The 19,281-nt window shown below is 60.0% G+C and carries 22 protein-coding genes; 7 read left to right on the top strand and 15 right to left on the bottom strand.

The genetic code is table 11. The features are described 5' to 3' along the window. Nucleotides 1-27 precede the first annotated feature (27 nt). Together dxs and PKC81_RS07725 are read left to right on the top strand one after the other, a co-directional pair. Nucleotides 28-1,959: a 1-deoxy-D-xylulose-5-phosphate synthase gene (dxs, locus tag PKC81_RS07720; protein WP_324334747.1), complete on the top strand. Its 1,932-nt coding sequence runs from the start codon at nt 28-30 to the stop codon at nt 1,957-1,959. A gap of 4 nt (nt 1,960-1,963) precedes the next feature. Further along, on the top strand, nt 1,964-2,683 hold the full coding sequence (locus PKC81_RS07725) for a LuxR C-terminal-related transcriptional regulator (protein WP_324334749.1): 720 nt from the start codon (nt 1,964-1,966) through the stop codon (nt 2,681-2,683). An 8-nt stretch (nt 2,684-2,691) separates the two neighbouring features. Here PKC81_RS07725 and PKC81_RS07730 read toward each other — a convergent pair whose 3' ends face one another. From PKC81_RS07730 to purE, 10 genes are all read right to left on the bottom strand, one after another. After that, complete coding sequence (locus tag PKC81_RS07730) at nt 2,692-3,135, bottom strand: DUF3035 domain-containing protein (protein ID WP_324334751.1); 444 nt, start codon at nt 3,133-3,135, stop codon at nt 2,692-2,694. A 15-nt stretch (nt 3,136-3,150) separates the two neighbouring features. Continuing rightward, a complete protein-coding gene (locus tag PKC81_RS07735) occupies nt 3,151-3,396 on the bottom strand; it encodes a DUF3035 domain-containing protein (RefSeq protein ID WP_324334753.1) in 246 nt (81 codons plus the stop codon). A 2-nt stretch (nt 3,397-3,398) separates the two neighbouring features. Beyond that, complete coding sequence (lspA, locus tag PKC81_RS07740; RefSeq protein WP_324334755.1) at nt 3,399-3,926, bottom strand: signal peptidase II; 528 nt, start codon at nt 3,924-3,926, stop codon at nt 3,399-3,401. 79 nt (nt 3,927-4,005) lie between these two features. Next, on the bottom strand, nt 4,006-6,933 hold the full coding sequence (gene ileS, locus PKC81_RS07745) for an isoleucine--tRNA ligase (RefSeq protein WP_324334757.1): 2,928 nt from the start codon (nt 6,931-6,933) through the stop codon (nt 4,006-4,008). A gap of 250 nt (nt 6,934-7,183) precedes the next feature. Further along, nucleotides 7,184-8,020: a hypothetical protein gene (locus PKC81_RS07750; RefSeq protein WP_324334759.1), complete on the bottom strand. Its 837-nt coding sequence runs from the start codon at nt 8,018-8,020 to the stop codon at nt 7,184-7,186. Further along, nucleotides 8,017-8,943 carry a bifunctional riboflavin kinase/FAD synthetase gene (locus tag PKC81_RS07755; RefSeq protein WP_324334798.1) on the bottom strand — a complete coding sequence of 309 codons (927 nt, stop codon included), beginning with the start codon at nt 8,941-8,943 and terminating at the stop codon, nt 8,017-8,019. Before PKC81_RS07755 ends, PKC81_RS07750 begins: the two co-directional genes overlap by 4 nt. A 2-nt stretch (nt 8,944-8,945) precedes the next feature. After that, the gene (locus PKC81_RS07760) at nt 8,946-10,142 is read right to left on the bottom strand and encodes a dipeptidase (RefSeq protein ID WP_324334761.1); all 1,197 of its coding nucleotides are present in this window, start codon (nt 10,140-10,142) and stop codon (nt 8,946-8,948) included. Nucleotides 10,143-10,145: 3 nt separating this feature from the next. Continuing rightward, nucleotides 10,146-10,640: a dihydrofolate reductase gene (locus tag PKC81_RS07765; protein WP_324334762.1), complete on the bottom strand. Its 495-nt coding sequence runs from the start codon at nt 10,638-10,640 to the stop codon at nt 10,146-10,148. Nucleotides 10,641-10,678: 38 nt separating this feature from the next. Further along, nucleotides 10,679-11,749, bottom strand: coding sequence for a 5-(carboxyamino)imidazole ribonucleotide synthase (locus tag PKC81_RS07770; RefSeq protein ID WP_324334764.1), 1,071 nt, complete (start codon nt 11,747-11,749; stop codon nt 10,679-10,681). Continuing rightward, on the bottom strand, nt 11,746-12,201 hold the full coding sequence (gene purE, locus PKC81_RS07775; RefSeq protein ID WP_324334800.1) for a 5-(carboxyamino)imidazole ribonucleotide mutase: 456 nt from the start codon (nt 12,199-12,201) through the stop codon (nt 11,746-11,748). The genes PKC81_RS07770 and purE overlap by 4 nt, the downstream gene beginning before the upstream one ends. A 212-nt stretch (nt 12,202-12,413) precedes the next feature. Here purE and PKC81_RS07780 point away from each other — a divergent pair, with 212 nt between their 5' ends. Further along, nucleotides 12,414-13,007: a GGDEF domain-containing protein gene (locus PKC81_RS07780; protein WP_324334766.1), complete on the top strand. Its 594-nt coding sequence runs from the start codon at nt 12,414-12,416 to the stop codon at nt 13,005-13,007. Nucleotides 13,008-13,010: 3 nt separating this feature from the next. Here the strand turns inward: PKC81_RS07780 and gpmA are convergent, their stop codons facing one another. Further along, nucleotides 13,011-13,697, bottom strand: coding sequence for a 2,3-diphosphoglycerate-dependent phosphoglycerate mutase (gene gpmA, locus PKC81_RS07785; RefSeq protein ID WP_115549849.1), 687 nt, complete (start codon nt 13,695-13,697; stop codon nt 13,011-13,013). A 68-nt stretch (nt 13,698-13,765) separates the two neighbouring features. Further along, entirely contained in the window at nt 13,766-14,383 is a 618-nt protein-coding gene (locus tag PKC81_RS07790) for a hypothetical protein (protein WP_324334770.1), read from the bottom strand. Nucleotides 14,384-14,484: 101 nt separating this feature from the next. Between PKC81_RS07790 and PKC81_RS07795 the strand changes: the two genes are divergently transcribed. Next, a complete protein-coding gene (locus PKC81_RS07795) occupies nt 14,485-15,009 on the top strand; it encodes an Rrf2 family transcriptional regulator (RefSeq protein WP_324334772.1) in 525 nt (174 codons plus the stop codon). Here PKC81_RS07795 and PKC81_RS07800 read toward each other — a convergent pair. From PKC81_RS07800 to PKC81_RS07810, 3 genes are all read right to left on the bottom strand, one after another. Next, nucleotides 14,990-15,445, bottom strand: a complete 456-nt coding sequence (locus PKC81_RS07800; RefSeq protein WP_324334774.1) for a GNAT family N-acetyltransferase — start codon at nt 15,443-15,445, stop codon at nt 14,990-14,992. The two genes, PKC81_RS07795 and PKC81_RS07800, sit on opposite strands and share 20 nt — an antisense overlap. A gap of 7 nt (nt 15,446-15,452) precedes the next feature. Continuing rightward, nucleotides 15,453-16,589 carry a M14-type cytosolic carboxypeptidase gene (locus tag PKC81_RS07805; protein ID WP_324334776.1) on the bottom strand — a complete coding sequence of 379 codons (1,137 nt, stop codon included), beginning with the start codon at nt 16,587-16,589 and terminating at the stop codon, nt 15,453-15,455. A gap of 179 nt (nt 16,590-16,768) precedes the next feature. Further along, nucleotides 16,769-17,353, bottom strand: a complete 585-nt coding sequence (locus tag PKC81_RS07810; RefSeq protein ID WP_324334778.1) for a DUF4136 domain-containing protein — start codon at nt 17,351-17,353, stop codon at nt 16,769-16,771. Nucleotides 17,354-17,471: 118 nt separating this feature from the next. Here PKC81_RS07810 and ykgO point away from each other — a divergent pair, with 118 nt between their 5' ends. The 3 genes from ykgO to sucC form a co-directional block, all read left to right on the top strand. After that, nucleotides 17,472-17,597 carry a type B 50S ribosomal protein L36 gene (ykgO, locus tag PKC81_RS07815; RefSeq protein WP_029724010.1) on the top strand — a complete coding sequence of 42 codons (126 nt, stop codon included), beginning with the start codon at nt 17,472-17,474 and terminating at the stop codon, nt 17,595-17,597. A gap of 93 nt (nt 17,598-17,690) precedes the next feature. After that, entirely contained in the window at nt 17,691-18,293 is a 603-nt protein-coding gene (locus PKC81_RS07820; RefSeq protein ID WP_324334792.1) for an HAD family phosphatase, read from the top strand. An 87-nt stretch (nt 18,294-18,380) separates the two neighbouring features. Then, nucleotides 18,381-19,281 (top strand): ADP-forming succinate--CoA ligase subunit beta (sucC, locus tag PKC81_RS07825; RefSeq protein ID WP_324334793.1); only part of this gene is annotated, 901 nt, incomplete at its 3' end.

The raw sequence follows: 19,281 nt of genomic DNA on the forward strand, positions 1-19,281 counted from the left end.
CTCCAAACATCGTTAAAGCTGCCTTGCATGACTGATACACCCGTCACGCCCTTGCTCGACAAGGTCAAGATTCCCGCTGATCTCCGAAAGCTGGAACCTTCCCAGCTCCGCCAGTTGGCAGACGAATTGCGTACCGAAACGATCAGTGCGGTCTCGGTGACCGGCGGCCATCTGGGTGCCGGGCTGGGCGTGGTCGAACTGACCACTGCGATCCATTATGTGTTCAACACCCCCGAAGACCGGCTAGTCTGGGATGTCGGCCATCAATGCTATCCGCACAAGATTCTGACCGGGCGGCGTGACCGCATCCGGACGTTGCGCACCGGTGGTGGGCTGTCGGGTTTCACCAAGCGGACCGAGAGCGAATATGATCCCTTCGGTGCGGCGCACAGCTCAACCTCTATTTCGGCGGCTTTGGGCTTTGCGATTGCGAACAATCTGAATGACAAACCCGGCAAGGCGATTGCGGTAATCGGCGATGGTTCGATGTCGGCGGGCATGGCCTATGAGGCGATGAACAACGCGCAGGCGGCGGGCAACCGGCTGGTCGTCATCCTCAACGACAATGACATGTCGATCGCGCCGCCCGTGGGTGGGCTGTCGGCCTATCTCGCGCGGCTGGTATCGTCACGGCCATTCCTGAGCTTGCGGGAAGTTGCCAAGCGCATTTCACGCAAATTGCCCGAGCCGTTGCATATCGCGGCGCGCAAGACAGACGAGTTCGCTCGCGGCATGGCGATGGGCGGCACGCTTTTCGAGGAATTGGGCTTTTACTATGTCGGCCCGATCGACGGGCACAATCTCGATCATCTGATCCCCGTCCTCGAAAATGTCCGCGATGCGGCAGAGGGGCCGTGCCTGATCCATGTCGTCACCAAAAAGGGCCATGGCTATGCCCCGGCCGAAGCGGCGGCAGACAAATATCATGGCGTCGTCAAGTTCGACGTCGTCACCGGCAAGCAGGACAAGGGCCCCGGCGGCGGCCCGCCGGCCTATCAGAATGTCTTTGGCGAAACGCTCGCCAAGCTGGCCGAGAGCGACGACAGAATTGTCGCGATCACCGCCGCGATGCCCAGCGGCACCGGCGTCGACAAATTCGCGCAAGCCCACCCGACGCGTGCCTTCGACGTTGGCATAGCCGAACAACATGCCGTCACCTTCGCTGCAGGCCTCGCCGCGCAGGGGATGCGCCCCTTCTGCGCCATCTATTCGACCTTCCTGCAGCGCGCCTATGACCAGGTGGTGCACGATGTCTGCATCCAGAACCTGCCGGTGCGTTTCGCGATCGACCGCGCCGGTCTGGTCGGGGCCGACGGCAGCACCCATGCTGGTTCGTTCGATGTCACCTATCTGGCGACCCTGCCCAATATGGTGGTGATGGCTGCCGCCGATGAGGCGGAGCTGGTGCATATGACCTATACCGCCGCGCTCCACGACAGCGGCCCGATTGCCTTCCGCTATCCGCGCGGCAATGGCACTGGCGTTGCGCTGCCCGAAGTGCCGCAGCGATTGGAAATCGGCAAGGGAAGGGTGGTGCGCGAGGGCAAGTCGGTGGCGATATTGTCATTGGGAACCCGCCTCGCAGAAGCGCTCAAGGCCGCGGACACCTTGGATGCCAAAGGCCTGTCGACCACCGTTGCCGACCTGCGCTTTGCCAAACCGCTCGACGAAGATCTGATCCGCCGCCTGATGGCGACGCATGAGGTGGTTGTGACGGTGGAGGAAGCCTCGATCGGTGGCCTCGGCGCGCATGTGCTGACGCTGGCGAGCGATCTGGGCCTTACCGACGCGGGCCTCAAAATCCGCACGATGCGCCTGCCCGATGTCTTTCAGGAACATGACAACCCGCAGAAACAATATGACGAAGCGGGGCTGAACGCGCCGCAGATCGTCGATACCGTGCTGAAGGCATTGCGCCATAACAGTGCAGGCGTGGAGGAAGCAGGGGTTCGGGCCTGAGCCTATGGAGCACGACGTTTCGGTTTTGCTCGAGCGTGAAAAGGACGTGCTTCGGCTTCTGCTGGTTGGGCATGACGCGAAAAGTATCGCGCGTCATCTCGATCTATCGACCCATGTGGTGAATGAGCGTTTGCGTGATGCGCGGCGCAAACTCGGCGTCGGCAGCAGCCGCGAAGCTGCCCGATTACTGGCGCTGGCCGAGGCAGACAGTCCCAAAAATTTTGGGTACAAGGAATTTGGATATCCCAATCCAGCCGAAGCGGCGACTGATGCGAAAGCGCAAGCCGGTCAAGCCCTTGCGCGTACAGGCATCAACAAAGGGATTCTTCTCATGATTGTATCAGCAACCCTGCTCGCCAGCGCGGCTTTTCTCTTTTCGATGAACAGCGCAGCACCGGCTGGTTCCGCGGCAACCGTTGTTTCAACCTATCCTGCCAATGGATCACAGATTCAGCCGGGACCGTATAAATTGACCGTCCGATTCGATCGGCCAATGGCCCCGGACAGTTTCAGTTTCGTGCAGGTTGACCGGGCGACCTATCCCGAATGCAGCGGAAAACCGGCACAATCGGCAGATGGAAAAAGCTATTCACTCAATTGTATCGCGCGCGCCGGAAAGCGGCACGAGCTTTGGTTCAACCGCAAACCCTATATGAATTTCCGCAGCAAGGCGGACGCCCAGCCGGCAACCCCCTATCGCCTGCGATTTTCCGTCAAGCCCTGAGCAGGAGCTTATTCAGGAACAGCGGCCTGCGCGCTTTGCCCGTCACCTTCCGGTGCGGCAATGATGTCGCGGGTGACGGCACCCTTATTCACCGTAGCTGTTTCCGGATCGCCCACGGTCGAGCGGATGCCCATTTCGCTGTTGCCTGCCGCGGCTACAACGGCGCGTTCGCCAGCCGAGCGTGAGGCATCGCCGCCGAACATGGCTTCGAGGACCTGCTCTGGCGTATTGCCGTCATTCTGGCGCGGCACACCGGCCTGCGCGGGCAGCAAGGGATAATCGGGTGGGACGACCAAGGGGGCCACGCGGCTGGTGGTTGCCGCTTGCGGGGCGCTGTCGCCGCGAATGTCAAAGTCATACAGCGCCTGATAGGCGTTGCCGACCGACTGGCAGCCGGAAAGAGCAAGCAGCATCGCGGAGGTGCTGGCAGCAAGGACGAGATTCTTCTTCATGGCTCTATTCGGTCCTTACTGTTTGGGGGTGCCGAACATGGCGTCGAGCATCGCTGCCTTGGTCTCACCTTCTTGCGGGCGGGCCGCGCCTGGCTGAGGCGTCGGAAGCGTATTAAGATCAGCGGGCACGACAATCGGCGCTGCGCGACCAACGGCAAATTCGTCGGGACGTTCACGGTCGAACACGCTGGTAGAACCGCAGGCCGAAAGCGCTGAAAACGCCAACAGGCTGGCCGATGTAATGATGAACTTCCGCGTCATGGTCACTCCGCTATCCCGTTCCCGCTTGACGCGGGATGAACGTCATCCCTTTCGCGTATCAGGAACGCGCGGGCAAGCAATATCAGCACGCCGATGGTGATGCAGGCATCGGCAAGGTTGAAAATCCAAAAAGGGCGGAAAGTGCCGAAATGCAGGTCGGCATAGTCGACAACATAGCCATAGCGCACCCGGTCAACGATATTGCCGAGCGCCCCGCCCAGCACCATCGCCAATGCCAGCACATCGCCACGCAATTTTTCGCGCCACATCCAGACGGCCACCACGCCCGCGATCAGCGCGGTGAGTGCGACCAGCAGCCAGCGCTGTGCATCGCTGTTCGCCTCCAGAAAGCCCATCGATACGCCGCGATTTTCGGCCCAGGTCAGGTCAAAGAAGGATACGATATGGATCTGCCGCCGGCTTTGCAGCGCCAGCGGTCCGATCATGATGAACTTCACCGCCTGATCAGCAATGAACAGGAAGCTGGCGAGCATCAGGCCCTGCAGGCGGAATTTGGGGTTTGGGGTCATAATCCTCTTAGCCTTTGGTTCTTTGGTGCTTTGGGTGAACCAATTTTATGTCACCCAAAGAACCAAAGCACCGAAGAAGTCAGTTGCTCAATACCGTATCGCAACGCCCACACAATGCGCCGTCTTCGGAGACTTCCGGTAGATGCCGCCAGCAACGGCCGCATTTGTGATTATCCGTCCGCGAAACCTGCACCGCCTCGACTTCGGCCATACTGACCTTGGCGGTGATGAACAGTTCGGCCAGCGCCTCAGGCTGCAGGCTCATTGCAGCCGAAGCCGGTACCACAACTTCCGCTTCAAGGCCTGAACCAACTACTTTCTCGCGCCGCATAGGCTCGATTGTTTCAAGTACCTGACCACGCAGCGCACGCAGTGCAGTCCATTCGGTGCCCAGATCGTCATCTTCCCAGCGGCCAATTTCGGGCCATTCGAGCAGATGCACCGAACCCGATCCCGGGTTGCGCGATTGCCAGACTTCCTCGGCTGTAAAGACGAGCACGGGCGCCGCATAGCGCACGAGCGCGTTGAACAATATGTCCAGTACCGAGCGGTAGGAGCGCCTTTTGTGCGAATCGACGCCGTCGCAATAGAGGCAGTCTTTGCGGATATCGAAGAAGAAGGCCGACAGGTCCTCGTTGCAGAAATCGGTTAGCGCGCGGACATAGCTGTTATAGTCGAAATCATCGACGGCCTTGCGCAATTTGCGGTCGAGATAAGCTAGCTCGCTCAGGATATAGCGCTCTAGCGGCGGCAGATTGGCTTCTTGCCGTTCTTCCTCGCTGAATCCATCCAGCGCACCGAGCAAATAGCGGAAGGTGTTGCGCAATTTGCGATACTGGTCGGCCACGCCTTTCAGGATTTCATCGCCGATACGGTGATCTTCGGTGAAATCGACCGACAGCGCCCACAGCCGGATGATATCCGCGCCGTTGGTTTCCATCACCTTTAAGGGGTCGACGGTGTTGCCGACCGACTTCGACATTTTCAGACCCTTTTGGTCCATGGTGAAACCATGGGTCAGGACGGCATTATAGGGCGCACGACCGCGCGTGCCGCAGCTTTGCAGCAGCGAGGACTGGAACCAGCCGCGATGCTGGTCGCTGCCTTCGAGATAGAGATCGGCCGGCCAGCTGAGTTCGGGCCATTTGCCTGACTCCAGCGTGAAGACATGGGTGCAGCCCGAATCGAACCAGACGTCGAGGATGTCGAACACCTGTTCATAGTCTTCGGCTTTGTAGTCCGAACCCAGATATTCCTGCGCACGCGCGGCTTCCCAGGCATCGACGCCCTCGGCCTTGATTGCCTCGACAATGCGTGCGTTGACGGCGGGGTCGTTGAGATACTGGCCGGTCTTGCGATCAACAAACAGCGTGATCGGCACACCCCATGCGCGCTGGCGGCTCAGTACCCAGTCGGGGCGCCCTTCGACCATGCTACCAATGCGGTTACGGCCCTTTTCGGGGACGAAGCGGGTGTCGGCGATGGCGGCCATGGCGAGTTCGCGCAAGGTGACGGGGATGCCTTGGGCGTGGCCGACGGCATCGGGACCGTCCTCCAATATCGTCGCCCCGGCGGAGGCCGGGGCCGCTATCGGTTTATTAAGCGATGGTTGGGCTAGGCTGCCAGCGGCCCCTGCCTGCGCAGGGGTGACGGGTTTATCCATCGGCACGAACCATTGCGGGGTGCAGCGATAGATGACCTTGGCCTTGGAGCGCCAGCTGTGCGGATAGCTGTGCTGGTAATCCGCGCTGGCGGCGAGCAGGCCGCCGGCTTCGCGCAGGTCCGAACAGATCGGCCCGTCGGGTGCGTTGAATTTGGGGTTGATGACGCTGCCTTGGCCGCCAAGCCAGCCCCAGTCTGCACGATATTTGCCATCGCCCTCGACCGCGAATTGCGGCTCGATGCCATGCGCCTTGCACAGGTCAAAGTCATCCTCGCCATGATCGGGCGCCATATGGACAAGGCCGGTGCCGCTGTCGGTGGTGACAAAATCGCCGGGCAGGAAAGGGCGGGGTTTGGCATAGAAGCCGCCGAGGTGGTGCATCGGGTGGCGGGCGATGGTTCCGGCTAGGTCGGAGCCTTTGCCACGCCAGACAATTTCATAGTGGTTCGGCGTGATGCCAATTCGCGATGAGAACTGGTCGACTAAGCTCTCGGCGATAAGCACGTCGGATACGTGTGCAGTGCGTGCCACTTCGCCTTCAGGCTGGGTGTGAATATGTAGGATGACGTAATCAACGTCTGGCCCGTATGCGATTGCTTGGTTGACCGGAATTGTCCAAGGCGTTGTCGTCCAGATGACGGCATGCGAGCCAGCCATATTCGACAGCGGCCCGTCAACAATCTCAAACGCCACATCGATCTGCGTGGAGGTGATGTCCTCATATTCCACCTCGGCCTCGGCCAGCGCGGTCTTTTCGACCGGCGACCACATGACGGGCTTGGCTCCGCGATAGAGCTGGCCGCTTTCCGCAAATTTCAGCAGTTCGGAAACAATTGTCGCCTCGCTGTCAAAATCCATCGTCAGATAGGGCTTGTCCCAATTGCCGAGGATGCCGAGCCGCTTCACCTGCTCGCGCTGCACATTCACCCAATGCTGGGCATAGGCGCGGCATTCGGCGCGGAATTCCTTGACCGGAACCTCATCCTTGTTGAGCTTTTTCTTGCGATATTGCTCCTCGACCTTCCACTCGATGGGTAGCCCGTGGCAATCCCAGCCGGGCACATAGGGCGCATCCTTGCCGAGCAGGCTCTGTGTGCGGCAGACCATGTCTTTCAGGATATGGTTCAGCGCATGGCCGATATGCATGTCGCCATTGGCATAAGGCGGGCCATCATGGAGGATGAACTTTTCGCGGCCAGCGCGGGCTTCGCGCAGCTTATGGTACAGCCCGTCCGCTTCCCACTTTGCCAATATTCCCGGTTCCTTCTGCGGCAAGCCGGCCTTCATCGGGAATTCGGTCTTCGGCAGGAAGACGGTGTCTTTATAGTCTTGCTTTTCGGTCATATCGCGCGGGTGCTTAGGGGAGGATTGCGTTGTAGACAACTCTTTGAGTGCCATGCCGCGGAGTCAAAGGGGTTCGCGCAGAGGCGCAGAGTTCCGCAGAGAACGCAGAGAGGTTCAACCGAGCCGAAGGCTCGTTTTTCTTTATCGGAACTCGATATTTGGGCGATGCCAACATTTTAAGGCGGCATCGCCGCAAAAAATTGCTCTTTGCGTTCTCTGCGGAACTCTGCGTCTCTGCGCGAACCAGAATTTACCGCCGCAAGGCAGGCCCCAGTTCCTCGATCTTGTCCACCCAGACATAGCCGTTAAAGCCGCTGGCAATTTCGCCATATTGGCGGACGTCGGTGAGGCCCTTGATTTTCTCATCGGCCACATCCTGTGCGATGATGACAGTGGCTTTTGCTTTCGCCATCCGCTGAAGGAAGCGGTTCGGCCAGCCCCAGAGAGTGAAGCCGAGCTCATCGAGCGTCAGCAACATCACGCCATTGGCGCAGCTTTTGGGGACCGAGCCGAACAGCGAACCGCGATAGTCCGCCGCGCATTTCCGTGCCTTGGCGACGGTGAAGGCGCGCATCGCGGGGCGTTCGGTCTTGGCAGCGGCAACGGCGGCATCGTCGCCGATCAGGATGTGGCGGCGATCCCCGACGGGCAGTTTGGCGAGCAAGGCCTTTGCCGACTCAGCGCCCTTGACCTGCCAGAACAGTTCGGGGCGTGAGAGGCTGTAAGCGGTGGCCGCGACATCGGGGCGCGGTTGCGCCAGATCGTCGGCGCAGCGGTTTTCGAACTGGCGTACCGGCACCAACGACCCGTCGGCCATCTCGACCGGAATGTGCACGGCATCGGCCTCTGCGCCCGCCGCCAGTTGCAGCGCCGCGAGGTCAGGCCCGACTGCGATTGCGCCATAACCAGCATTGGCCGCCGATACGCAGCCGTCGCTCCCCAGCACGGGCGCGACGCCTTTGTCCGCGACCAGCTTTGGCCCGCCCTCGGGTGCGTCGGCCAGCCAGCTTGCATGGAGCAGGGTGAAGGCGAAGAAGAGTGCAGTGAGGACGAGGACGATGATGGTGGTGCGCTTCGAAACCCTCATGCCTTCAAAGCCGCCTTCGCATCCTCGCAATCCTTCGCGACCTGGGCGATTAACGCGTCGAGGCTGTCATATTTGCCCTCAGGACGTAGAAAGGCGTGGAATTCAACCTCGATCATCTGGTCGTAGATCATCTCGGCAAAATCGAAGAAATGCGGTTCGAGCAATTCCTTGGGCGGCTCGAACTGCGGACGGATACCGACATTGGCGGCGCCATCAAGCACCCGTCCGTCAGGCAATTTCCCGCGCACCGCATAGACACCATAGCGCGGGCGGAGATAGTGGCCCATGTCCATATTGGCGGTCGGAAAGCCAAGGTCGCGGCCATTTTTGTCGCCATGCTGGACGATCGCTTCGATCGCAAAGGGCCGGGTGAGGAGGCGCGTCGCCACGTCGCACTCGCCCGCCTTCAGGGCATCGCGGATGCGGCTGGAAGAGATCACGCCGCCCGCATCGGTGACTGGACCAACTGTCGTTGCGGTGATGCCATGCGCAGCGCCCAGATCGCGCAGCACATCGGTATTGCCGCCGCGCGCCTTGCCAAAGGTGAAATCCTCGCCAGTGACCACACCCGAAACACCCAGCCGTTCGGCCAGCAATTTGATCACGAAATCCTCCGCCGTGGTCGCGGCGAGCTCTGCATCGAAATCGAACACCAGCATCGCATCGGCACCCGCCCAGGCAAACAGCCGCTGCCGCTGCTCAAGCGTGGTCAACCGGAACCAGGGGACATGTGGCGCGAAAAAGCGCACCGGGTGCGGATCGAAGGTGGCGATGATCGCAGGCTTGCCCGCAGCCTTGGCTTGCCGGATGGCTTCGCCCGCCACGGCCTGATGGCCAAGGTGGAAGCCATCGAAATTGCCCAGCGCGACGACCGCGCCGCGCAGTGCCTCGGGCATGGGATCGCGGGAGGATAGGCGGGGGATGCTCATGCCGCAGGCGGTGCCTTTGCCATCGGCTTCAGCCCTTCGCGCAAAATGCGGATCGCATTGCCGCCCATCACAGCGCGGATTTCATCGGCGGTGAAGCCTTCGTCGAGCAGGGCCTGCGTGACCTGCACCAGTTTCGAGGTATCGAAACGCACTGTGGTCGCGCCGTCATAATCGCTACCCAGCGCGACATGCTGTACGCCGACCAGGTCGTGCACATGCTTCATCGCCTTCGCTACCGATTTGGGGCTGGTATCGCAAATTGCGCCATCCCAGTAACCGATGCCGATGATCCCGCCCGTCTTGGCGACGCCTTTGATATGCTCGTCAGACAGGTTGCGGTTGACCTTGCAGGTCGCCTGCACCCCGCCATGGCTGGAGACTACCGGGCGGCGCGCCATCGCCAATATCTCGGTGACGCACCGGCGGCTGCAATGCGCGATGTCGACTATCATGCCCTTGTCTTCCATCCGCTGGATGACCTCGCGGCCCAGCGGCGTCAGCCCGCCTTTTGTGATGCCGTGCATCGATCCGGCGAGTTCATTGTCGAAGAAGTGGGTGATCCCCGCCATGCGGAAACCGGCATTGTAGAGCTTATCGAGATTGGCGGCTTTGCCTTCAAGGTTTTGCAGACCTTCGATCGAGAGCAGACCGCCTACCGGGACAGAACGAACGCCCTTGCGTGTGGCAAGCAGGCTGTCGATCTTGCTACTGGTATCGACCAGTCGCAATCCGCCATCGCTGTCGCTGGCTGCCTCGGCCAAATGCAACTTCTTTGAATGCCACAGCGATCGTTCGAGCAGTGAGTTCCATGTCCGCACCGGCTGCATCTGCGCCACCGCCAGCAGCGTGATGTTATCGCTATCCGCTCCATTGGCGTCGTAATTCTGCCCCTTGGGCGTTTTCGAAACGCTCGAAAAAACCTGCAGTGCAACATTGCCTTCGACGAGGCGCGGCAAATCCATATGCCCGCGCTCGGCGCGTTCGAGAACATCGCGTTTCCACATCAGCGTGTCCGAATGCAGGTCGACAATGGTCAGCGTCTTGTGCAGCGCAATCGCCTCGGCGCTCACCTTGGGCAGCGGCTTGCCGTCAACCTTGTTCATCGACGCTTCGACATAGCCGGGCGCTATGCCGAAAAGGCCGGCAGCGCCTATCAAGATAAGGGCGACAATCCCCCAGAAAAACTTACGCATACGCTACCCCTCCTTGCGTACCAAAGTCACAAAATCAAACGCGGGCGTACTCCCCTCTGCGGGGTGCGATACCCGCGAAGTCTCCTGCCAGTTCTTGCGATCGAACGCCTCCAGAACTGTATCACCTTCGGGCTTAGCTTTGACTTCGGTGAGCTCGACCCGGTCTGCTCTTGGAAGGAACAGGCGATAGATTTCGGCCCCGCCGATGATGCAGACATGCGGGCCATTGGCGAGCTTCAACGCGTCCTCGACCGAATGGGCGACTTCCGCGCCTTCTTCTGACCATTCCGGATCGCGGGTGAGCACGATATGGCGGCGCCCTTCGAGCAGCCCCGGCAGGCTGTCAAAGGTCTTGCGTCCCATGATCATTGGCAGGTTCTTGGTCACCTGCTTGAAATGCCTGAGGTCCGCCGGGATACGCCAGGGCAGGTCGCCATCGGCGCCAATCACGCCATTATCGGCACGTGCCACCACCAGGATTATTTCGGGATGATTCATGCCATTGCTTTGCCCAGTCGGCTCCAGCCTGACAAGGCCTATCGATATAGCCGCGTTACATGGCCCATTTTGCGACCGGGGCTGGGTGCGCCCTTGCCGTAAAGATGGACGTTGGCGTCGTCGTCCGCGAACAGGCGCTCCCAATCATTGGCATCATCGCCGATCAGATTCTCCATCTCCACCCGATCGGCCGTCAGGTCTGTCGCACCCAAAGGCAGGTCGCACACCGCGCGGATGTGGTTTTCGAACTGGCTGGTGGCGGAGCCTTCGATCGTCCAGTGGCCGCTATTGTGGACGCGGGGCGCCATTTCGTTGAACAGCGGGCCGTTTGCGGTAGCGAAAAACTCCATCGTCATCACGCCGACATATTCCAATTCTTCGGCCGCCGCCGCCGCCAGTTTGCGCGCTTCCGCCTGCTGGTCTTCGATCAGCGGCCCGGCGGGCAGCGTCGAATGCGCCAATATTCCGCCTTCGTGCCGGTTGCGCGGGCTATCCCAGAAACGGATTTCGCCATTGGTGCCCCGCGTCAGAATCACCGAAAATTCGGCGTCGAAATGGATCATGGCCTCTGCGATCGAAGGCTGGCGACCGACCTGCGCCCATGCCTCTGATATGTCACGCGGTTCGCCGACGCGTCCCTGACCCTTGCCGTCATAACCCATGCGGATGGTCTTCAATATCGCGGGAAAGCCCACTCTTTCAAATGCGGCACTGGCATCCTGCCGTTCGCCGACAATTTCGAAGGGTGCGGTCTTGCCGCCCAGACGACTGGCGAAAAGTTTTTCCTCAACCCGATCCTGCGCGATTTCCAGCGCCCTGATATTGGGCCGGATTGGTGTGCCCGCTTCGATGACGCGCAACGGCGCTACGGGCACATTTTCAAACTCATAGGTGATAACATCGCAGCTGTCCGCAAAGGCCGACAGGGCAGCGACATCGTCATAGGGCGCACATGTGAATTCGGCGGCCACTTCGGCTGCGATCGAATTTTCCTCGGGCGCATAGATATGGCAGCGATAGCCCATCTGCGCAGCAGCAATGGCAAGCATTTTTCCCAATTGCCCGCCGCCCAATATGCCGATGGTGGAACCCGGCGGCAGCGTCGTCATTCGGGGGTCTCGCTGACTGATTCGGTTTGCGCCGCGCGCCAGGCGTCCAGGCGCTCAGCCAATTCCGGGTCGCTGGTGGCTAGCATCGCTGCGGCGAGCAAGCCGGCATTGGTTGCCCCCGCTTTGCCTATGGCCAGCGTTCCAACGGGAATTCCGCCGGGCATTTGAACTATGGATAAGAGGCTATCCATACCGTCAAGTGCGCGCGACTGAACGGGTACGCCCAGCACCGGCAGGCGGGTCATCGACGCAACCATACCGGGCAGATGGGCTGCCCCGCCAGCGCCTGCAATGATGCATTTCAGCCCGCGCTCAACAGCGCTTTTGGCGTAGCTTACAAGCCGGTCGGGTGTGCGGTGCGCCGACACCACCTTGCATTCATGCGCGACGCCTAAGGCTGCGAGCACAGACGATGCCTCGCGCATGGTTTCCCAATCCGAGCGGCTGCCCATGATGATGCCGACCAATGGTGCTGTGCTGTCCACCTGATGTCCCTGATTTGCCCTTCTGCTCCGAGGACTCGCTCTGTAGCGACGCCTTTCCGCAAGCGCAATTGCCGAAGGCAGAATGCGTCAGAGACGTAAATAGTTGCAATTTATTCAGAAATACACTGTATGCGCAAAAACAACGGCTATCCGGGTCGCAAAACATAACCGGGGCCAAGATGCTGAAACGCAACGACCAAATTTCTCCTGCCAATGCGAACGATCGCAGCGATGCGCTTGTCCGCGAAAATCTACATTTGAAAGCGCGTGTGGCCGAGTTGGAACGGCTGGCGACAATCGATACGCTGACGCCCTTGTTCAACCGTCGCTATTTAATGCAGGAACTCGATCGCTGGTGCTGGCGCGCACACCGTTATGGCGGGACTTTTGGCCTTCTCTACCTTGATGTCGACCGGCTGAAACAGGTCAACGACACGCATGGCCATGTCGCAGGTGATAATGTGCTCTGTGCGATTGCGGAGGCGCTGTCTTCGGCGACGCGCAAATCGGATGTCGTAGCGCGCATGGGTGGTGACGAGTTTGCCGTTTTGCTCGATTCGATTTCGGCAGAAAAGCTGGCAGAGAAGGCGGAGTCAGTCCGCGAACTACTGACAGCGCTGCCAGTCAAGACAGCCGGGCCGACCTTGAAAGTCGATGTGTCGGTCGGTCATTGTTTGATCGAATCCGGCTCACGCGCCAGCGAAGTGCTGATTGAAGCCGATCGGGCCATGTACACCGACAAACGCTCCAAATATGGCGAAGACGCGCGTTAGCTATTAACGCTCCGACAGATAATAGCGGTCGGTCGCGTTCAGCGCATCATCCAGTTCATAGACAATCGGCTGTCCGGTCGGGATTTCCAGCCCGGTGATATCCGCATCCGATATGCCCGACAGATGTTTGACGAGCGCGCGCAGGCTGTTGCCATGGGCGGAGATCAGCACGGTCTTGCCGGCTTTCAACTCCGGGGCAATCACGCCTTCCCAATAAGGCAGAACGCGGGCGATGGTATCTTTCAGGCTTTCGGTATTGGGGATAGCGATGCCTGCATAGCGCGGGTCTTTTGACAGGTCATAGGGTGAATCGGCGTCGAGCGGCGGAGGCGGGATGTCAAAGCTGCGGCGCCAAATATGCACTTGCTCGTCGCCATGCTTCGCCGCAGTCTCGGCCTTGTCGAGGCCGGTGAGGCCGCCATAATGGCGTTCGTTGAGGTGCCAGTCCTTGGTCACCGGCAGCCACAGGCGGCCCATCGCCTCCAGCGCGAGATTGAGCGTCTTGATCGCGCGGGTCTGTACGCTGGTAAAGCAGGTATCGGGCGCGATGCCCTTTGCCTTCATCAGCTCCCCTGCGGCCCAGGCTTCGGCCGCGCCCTTTTCGGTGACATCAACGTCCCACCAACCGGTGAAACGGTTTTCCAGATTCCATTGTGACTGGCCGTGGCGGATGAGGATGAGCTTGGGCATGGGAGTGTCCTGTTGACGGATAGACTGTTCAGCGCGCGCTTAGGGCGGTCGGCCTTCGGACGCAAGCCTCAGGCCAGCCCGATCATCGCCAGCAACCCATCATAATAAGCGCGGTAATCGGGGTGGATTTCTACCGGATACAGCCAGCCGCCAAAGCTCGCCCAATAGGCCAGCACCACCGGGACGGCGCCCCAGGCCGCGATCCGGGCGGCTTTTTCTTTACCGTTGAAATGCAGGATCGCGCCCAGATGTGCGCCGACTGACAGCACGGCCAGGGCGTAGTAAGGATAAAAGTAACCCTGCATTTTGGCGTGCAGCAACGGTCCGGATACCCAAAGGAAGTTGGTATCCAGCCCTGCGCCATAGCGGGTGTAAAGCGCTGCGCCGCTATGTGCGGCAATGAAGTAAGCGAGGTAAAAACCGCTCGCCAGTTGCAGCTTGGCCCAGCCGCTCTTGCCTGGCTCACGCCAGCGGCGCAGCGCGAGGCGGATACCGAGGCCTATTTGAAACAGCAGGGCCGCAATCAGCAGCGGTTCGATCACCGGATTTCTATAGATCCACTGCACCGATTTCAGCGCCGCATTATGCGCATCGGGCCCGGCGAGAGCGAACAGGTGCACCGCGAGATGGCTGAACAGGAAGAGCGCAATTGCGCCCCCGATGATGCGGTGCAGCTTGCGGGTCATAGGGCTTTTTCCTTGAAAAAACGAATCAATACGGATATTAAATATCTGAATTAAATCACTGCCGCAAGCAGAGGCGGCAAACATAGGTCAGGTGGTTCCGGATGAAGATGAACAAGGGTGTCGAATGGGCGGTCCACGCCTGCGCCTTGCTCGCGCCTTTGGGGGCGGGAAGGGGCCTCAGCCTCGCCGCACTCGCCGACTATCATGGCGTGCCCTTACCCTATATGGCAAAGCAGATGCAGCTGCTCAGCAAGGCCGGGATCGTGCGCACCAGCCGTGGCCATACCGGCGGCTACGCTCTCGCCAGACCGCCGCAGGAAATCAGCCTTTGGGATATCAAGCAGGCGGTCGATGGCAGCGCACCCGCCTTTCGCTGCACCGAAATCCGGCAAAAGGGGCCATGCGCCATCCCGCGTGCCGAATGCCGCACCCCTTGCGCCATCGCCGCTGCCTTTGGTCGCGCCGAAAATGCCTATCGTGACCTGCTGCGAGAGATCCGGCTGAGCGATATCCTGTCTGACGTTACCGGAGGAGGCGACGCGCAGCACATGCTCGACATGCTCCGCTGGTATGAAGCCAATGTGACCGTGCTGCCGGAGAAGAAGGTTAAAGCGCCAGCGTCATGAAGCGGCTGAACGGGTCTTCCTTATAGTCCGCAAAGGGCCCGCAATATTCAAAGCCATAGCGCAAATAGAGGCCATGCGCGGCATCGAAGGCTGGGCCCGAACCGGTCTCAAGGCTCAACCGAATGTAGCCCCGCTGCCTTGCTGTCGCGATGATATGTTCGAGCATCGCAGCCGCTGCGCCCTTGCGGAGTTGATCCGCGTGGGTCCGCATCGATTTGACTTCACCGTGGCAGGCGTCGATTTCCTTCAACGCGCCACATCCCATGAGCGCATCCTCATCCCACACCGACCAGAAGGTGACCCCTGGCCCCTTCAGCCCTTCAAAATCGAGGAAATGGCAACTGTCCTTAGGCGAATTGGCGAGCATTCCGGCGAAATGCACTTCGAGCAGTGCGCGGATTTCGGGGCCAGTGAGGTCGTCCTCGATGATGCGCATGAGAGCGTCAAACCATCTCTGCCAGCGTCGCCAAACACTCCCGCGCCAGCAGTTTGCACCGTTCGGGCGACCAGCCTTGCTCCGGATCATTCGCGTCGATGGTGTCCTTGAACGGCATTTCCAGCGTCATGCTCACGCAGCCATGCGACGGGCCAAAGCGCTCGGCTAGCTGGTTGGTCGACATGGTCAGGTTCGCTTTGCCCGGCCCCGAAATGCCATAACCCAGCTTGGTCTGGAAATCGGGGGTGCGTTCGGCGAGGCGGTTGATGAAGTGCGTGTAACGCTCTCCCTGCGCGTCGGTCCAGCTGGGGATGCCTTCAAAGCCTGCCATGAAGGCAGCGGGGATGGCTTCGTCGCCATGCACATCCATCGCCCAGTGCACGCCGGTTGCATCCATCGCATTCCGGATCGCCAACACTTCGGGGCTGCGCTCGGCGCTGGGTTCGGCCCATTCGCGGTTGAGGTTCACCCCGACATAGTTGGTGCGCAGATGGCCGCGGCAGCTGCCGTCCGGGTTGCAATTGGGCACGACATGGATGCGGCATTTTTCGAGCAATTTGCGCGTGTGCGGATCGCTGGGGTCGGTCAGCATGTCCAATGCGCCTTCCATCCACCATTCGGCCATGCTCTCACCCGGATGCTGGCGGGCATAGAGCCAGACTTGCGTTTCGCCACTGCCCATTTCGAGGCAGTCGATCGGCTGGCCTTCGAGGCTGGTGCCGAGGCAGCGATAGTCAACGCCTTCGATACCAGCGGTTTCGGAAACCAGATCGTGATGCCGTTCCATCGAATAGGGCGCGAAATAGGCGAACCAAGCGAGGCCTGACACGCTGGTGTAGCGGATGGTCAGCGTGCCACCATCTTCGGCTTTGTCGTAGTTGGTTTCGGTGCGGCCCCAATAATCGCGATCTTCGGAAACGCAGGCGCGGTAATCCGGCCAGCCGCCGGGATAGGCGCTTTTTTCAAGGCCGGTGATCCGCAGGACAAATTCCTCACCCGCTTCGGCAACGACGCGGAAATGGAACCATTGGAAGAAGTCCGAATCCTTGTCCTTGCGGATGGTGAGATTGGCGGTCGCGCCTTCGATTGAGCCGACGACGATATTGCCGCTATCAAAGGCGGCGTTGATGCTGTGAATTGTCATGGGGCGTGCTTCTAACGATGTTTTCGGGGAAATAAACCGTTCGAGCGATGTTTGTCCGGCTAAACCAGAACCGTAGTGCTGAGCCTGTCGAAGCACGCCTCAAGGTTTGCGCTGCGGCTGATACGCGCCCTTCGACAGGCTCAGGGCTGCGGTTAAACTTTGTCGTCAATCAATTAAATCTACGGAATGGTAACCGTTTCGCCATTGGTTCCCGGAAAATTCTTGAACAGTGCCTCCGCCAGTTTGGCGGCGGCGATGCCCGGTTGGGCTGCGGGCGAATTGAGCGCTCCGCGTTGTGTTGCGCGGCCTTCCCAGATTACCAGTCGGTCGCTGGTACGGATGATGCGGACACTTAAAGTCGTTTCCATGCCGCGCTGATCGCCCAGAGCATTGAGGTTGACGCCGACACCCACGCCGACACCCGAGCCATAGCTTCCCGTCGATCCGCCCATTCCGACCGAAACCGGATTGCGCTCGTTCCCGATGAACTGGACGCGCTGCACCGATACTTCGGCTACTACATCGCTGCCATCCAGCGCTTTCGTATAGCCTGCACGCTCCATCTCCTGCTGCACCGCAGCCATATAGGGAGACAAAGCGAGGCTGTCGCCATCCACGGGCGCCACATCGAAACTGCCGCTGCCATAAACGATGCCTTCGGCAACCCGATTGAAGCGGGTGACTTCTACCGGGCCGGTGGGTATCATGCAGGCTGAAAGTAAGAGCGGCAGGAGCAGCAGCGGAGCTTTGCGGAGCGGGTTCATGGCCCAACCCTATCGCCTTCGCCCGAAAGCCGCAATGGTGCTTGACTTTGGGCCGACTCCCCCATAGAGGCGCGCCTTCAATTCCGGCCACTGGCCCCAAGATTTACGGAACAGTTCGATGAAGATCGTCAATTCTCTCAAGTCCCTCAAGGGCCGTCACCGCGACAACCGCGTGATTCGCCGTCGTGGCCGCACTTATGTGATCAACAAGACCAACCGCCGTTTCAAAGCCCGTCAGGGCTGATTCGCCGGATTGGCAGGCATGCCCGGCATGCCAGCAGCAACCGCCCCGGAAAATCCGCGGGCGGTTTTTTGCGTTTGAGCTTTGGAGGATTTGATGATTCGCGCGGTTGTGTTTGATGTCGGCAGGGTGCTGGTGCAGTGGGAATTGCGCGCGCTTTTCGAAAAACTGATCGACGATGAAAGCGAACTTGATTGGTTCCTGCACAATGTTGTGACGCCGGAATGGCATTTCCAGCACGATGCTGGCCGTCCGCTCGCAGAGATGGTGCCCGAACTTCAGGCGCAGTTTCCGGACCATGCCGCGCATATTGATGCCTATGCCACGCGCTTCAATGAAACCATCCCCGGGCCGGTGCCAGGTTCGTACGAGATCGTAGAAGACTTGGCGCGCCGCGATGTGCCGTTGTTTGCAATCACCAATTTTGGCGCGGAATTCTGGGCTATGTTCCGCCCAACGCAGCCGATCTTCGATCACTTTCGCGATATAGTCGTCTCGGGCGAAGAGAGGCTGGTGAAGCCTGATGCGGCGATCTACCAACTGGCGCTGCGTCGCTTTGGTTTGGCAGAAGGTGAAGCGATCTTTATTGACGACAGCCTGCCCAATGTCGATGCCGCACAGGCCAATGGTTTCCATGCGCATCATTTCCGCGATGCGCCCACGCTGCGCACCGAGCTGGAGGCGCTGGGACTGCTCTAGCAAAAAAGCGGGTTTGGCCCACTTCCCTTAGCGCGCAAGCTGTGCTTAAGGCCCTTTCGACTCCGCCATCGAAAGGACGCTTTTTCCATGAACATCCATGAGTATCAGGCCAAGGAACTGCTCGCGAAATTCGGTGTGGCCGTGCCCAAGGGCATTCCAGCCATGTCCGTCGAAGAAGCCGTGGCAGCTGCAAAACAGCTCCCCGGGCCGCTCTATGTGGTGAAAGCGCAGATCCATGCTGGTGGTCGCGGCAAGGGCAAGTTCAAGGAACTCGGTCCCGATGCGAAGGGCGGCGTTCGCCTGGCCAAGAGCCTTGAGGAAGTCGAGGCGCACGCCAAGGACATGCTCGGCAACACGCTGGTGACCATCCAGACCGGTGCCGATGGCAAGCAGGTCAACCGTCTCTACATCACCGACGGTGTCGACATCGGCAAGGAATTCTACCTCGCGCTCCTCGTCGACCGGGCAACCAGCCGCATCGCAGTTGTCGCCTCGACCGAGGGCGGCATGGACATCGAAACCGTGGCGCACGACACCCCTGAAAAGATCCACACCATCACTATCGATCCGGCAACCGGCCTGATGCCGCACCATGGCCGCAGCGTCGCCAAGGCATTGGGCTTGACAGGCGATCTCGCCAAGCAGTGCACCAAGATTCTCGGCGGTCTGTACGACGCATTCCTCGGTACCGATGCCAGCCAGATCGAAATCAACCCGCTCGCCATCTGCCCGACCCCGGAAGGCGACAAGCTCTATGTTCTCGACGCCAAGGTCGGCTTCGATTCGAACGCGATGTTCCGCCACAAGGATCTCGCCGAACTGCGCGACCTGACCGAGGAAGACCCGGCAGAGGTTGAGGCGAGCGAATATGACCTCGCTTACATCAAACTCGACGGCAATATCGGCTGCATGGTCAATGGTGCAGGCCTTGCGATGGCGACGATGGACATCATCAAGCTGAACGGCGAATTCCCCGCCAACTTCCTCG

Source organism: Sphingorhabdus sp. (assembly GCF_035329025.1).
Taxonomy (GTDB): domain Bacteria; phylum Pseudomonadota; class Alphaproteobacteria; order Sphingomonadales; family Sphingomonadaceae; genus Sphingorhabdus_B.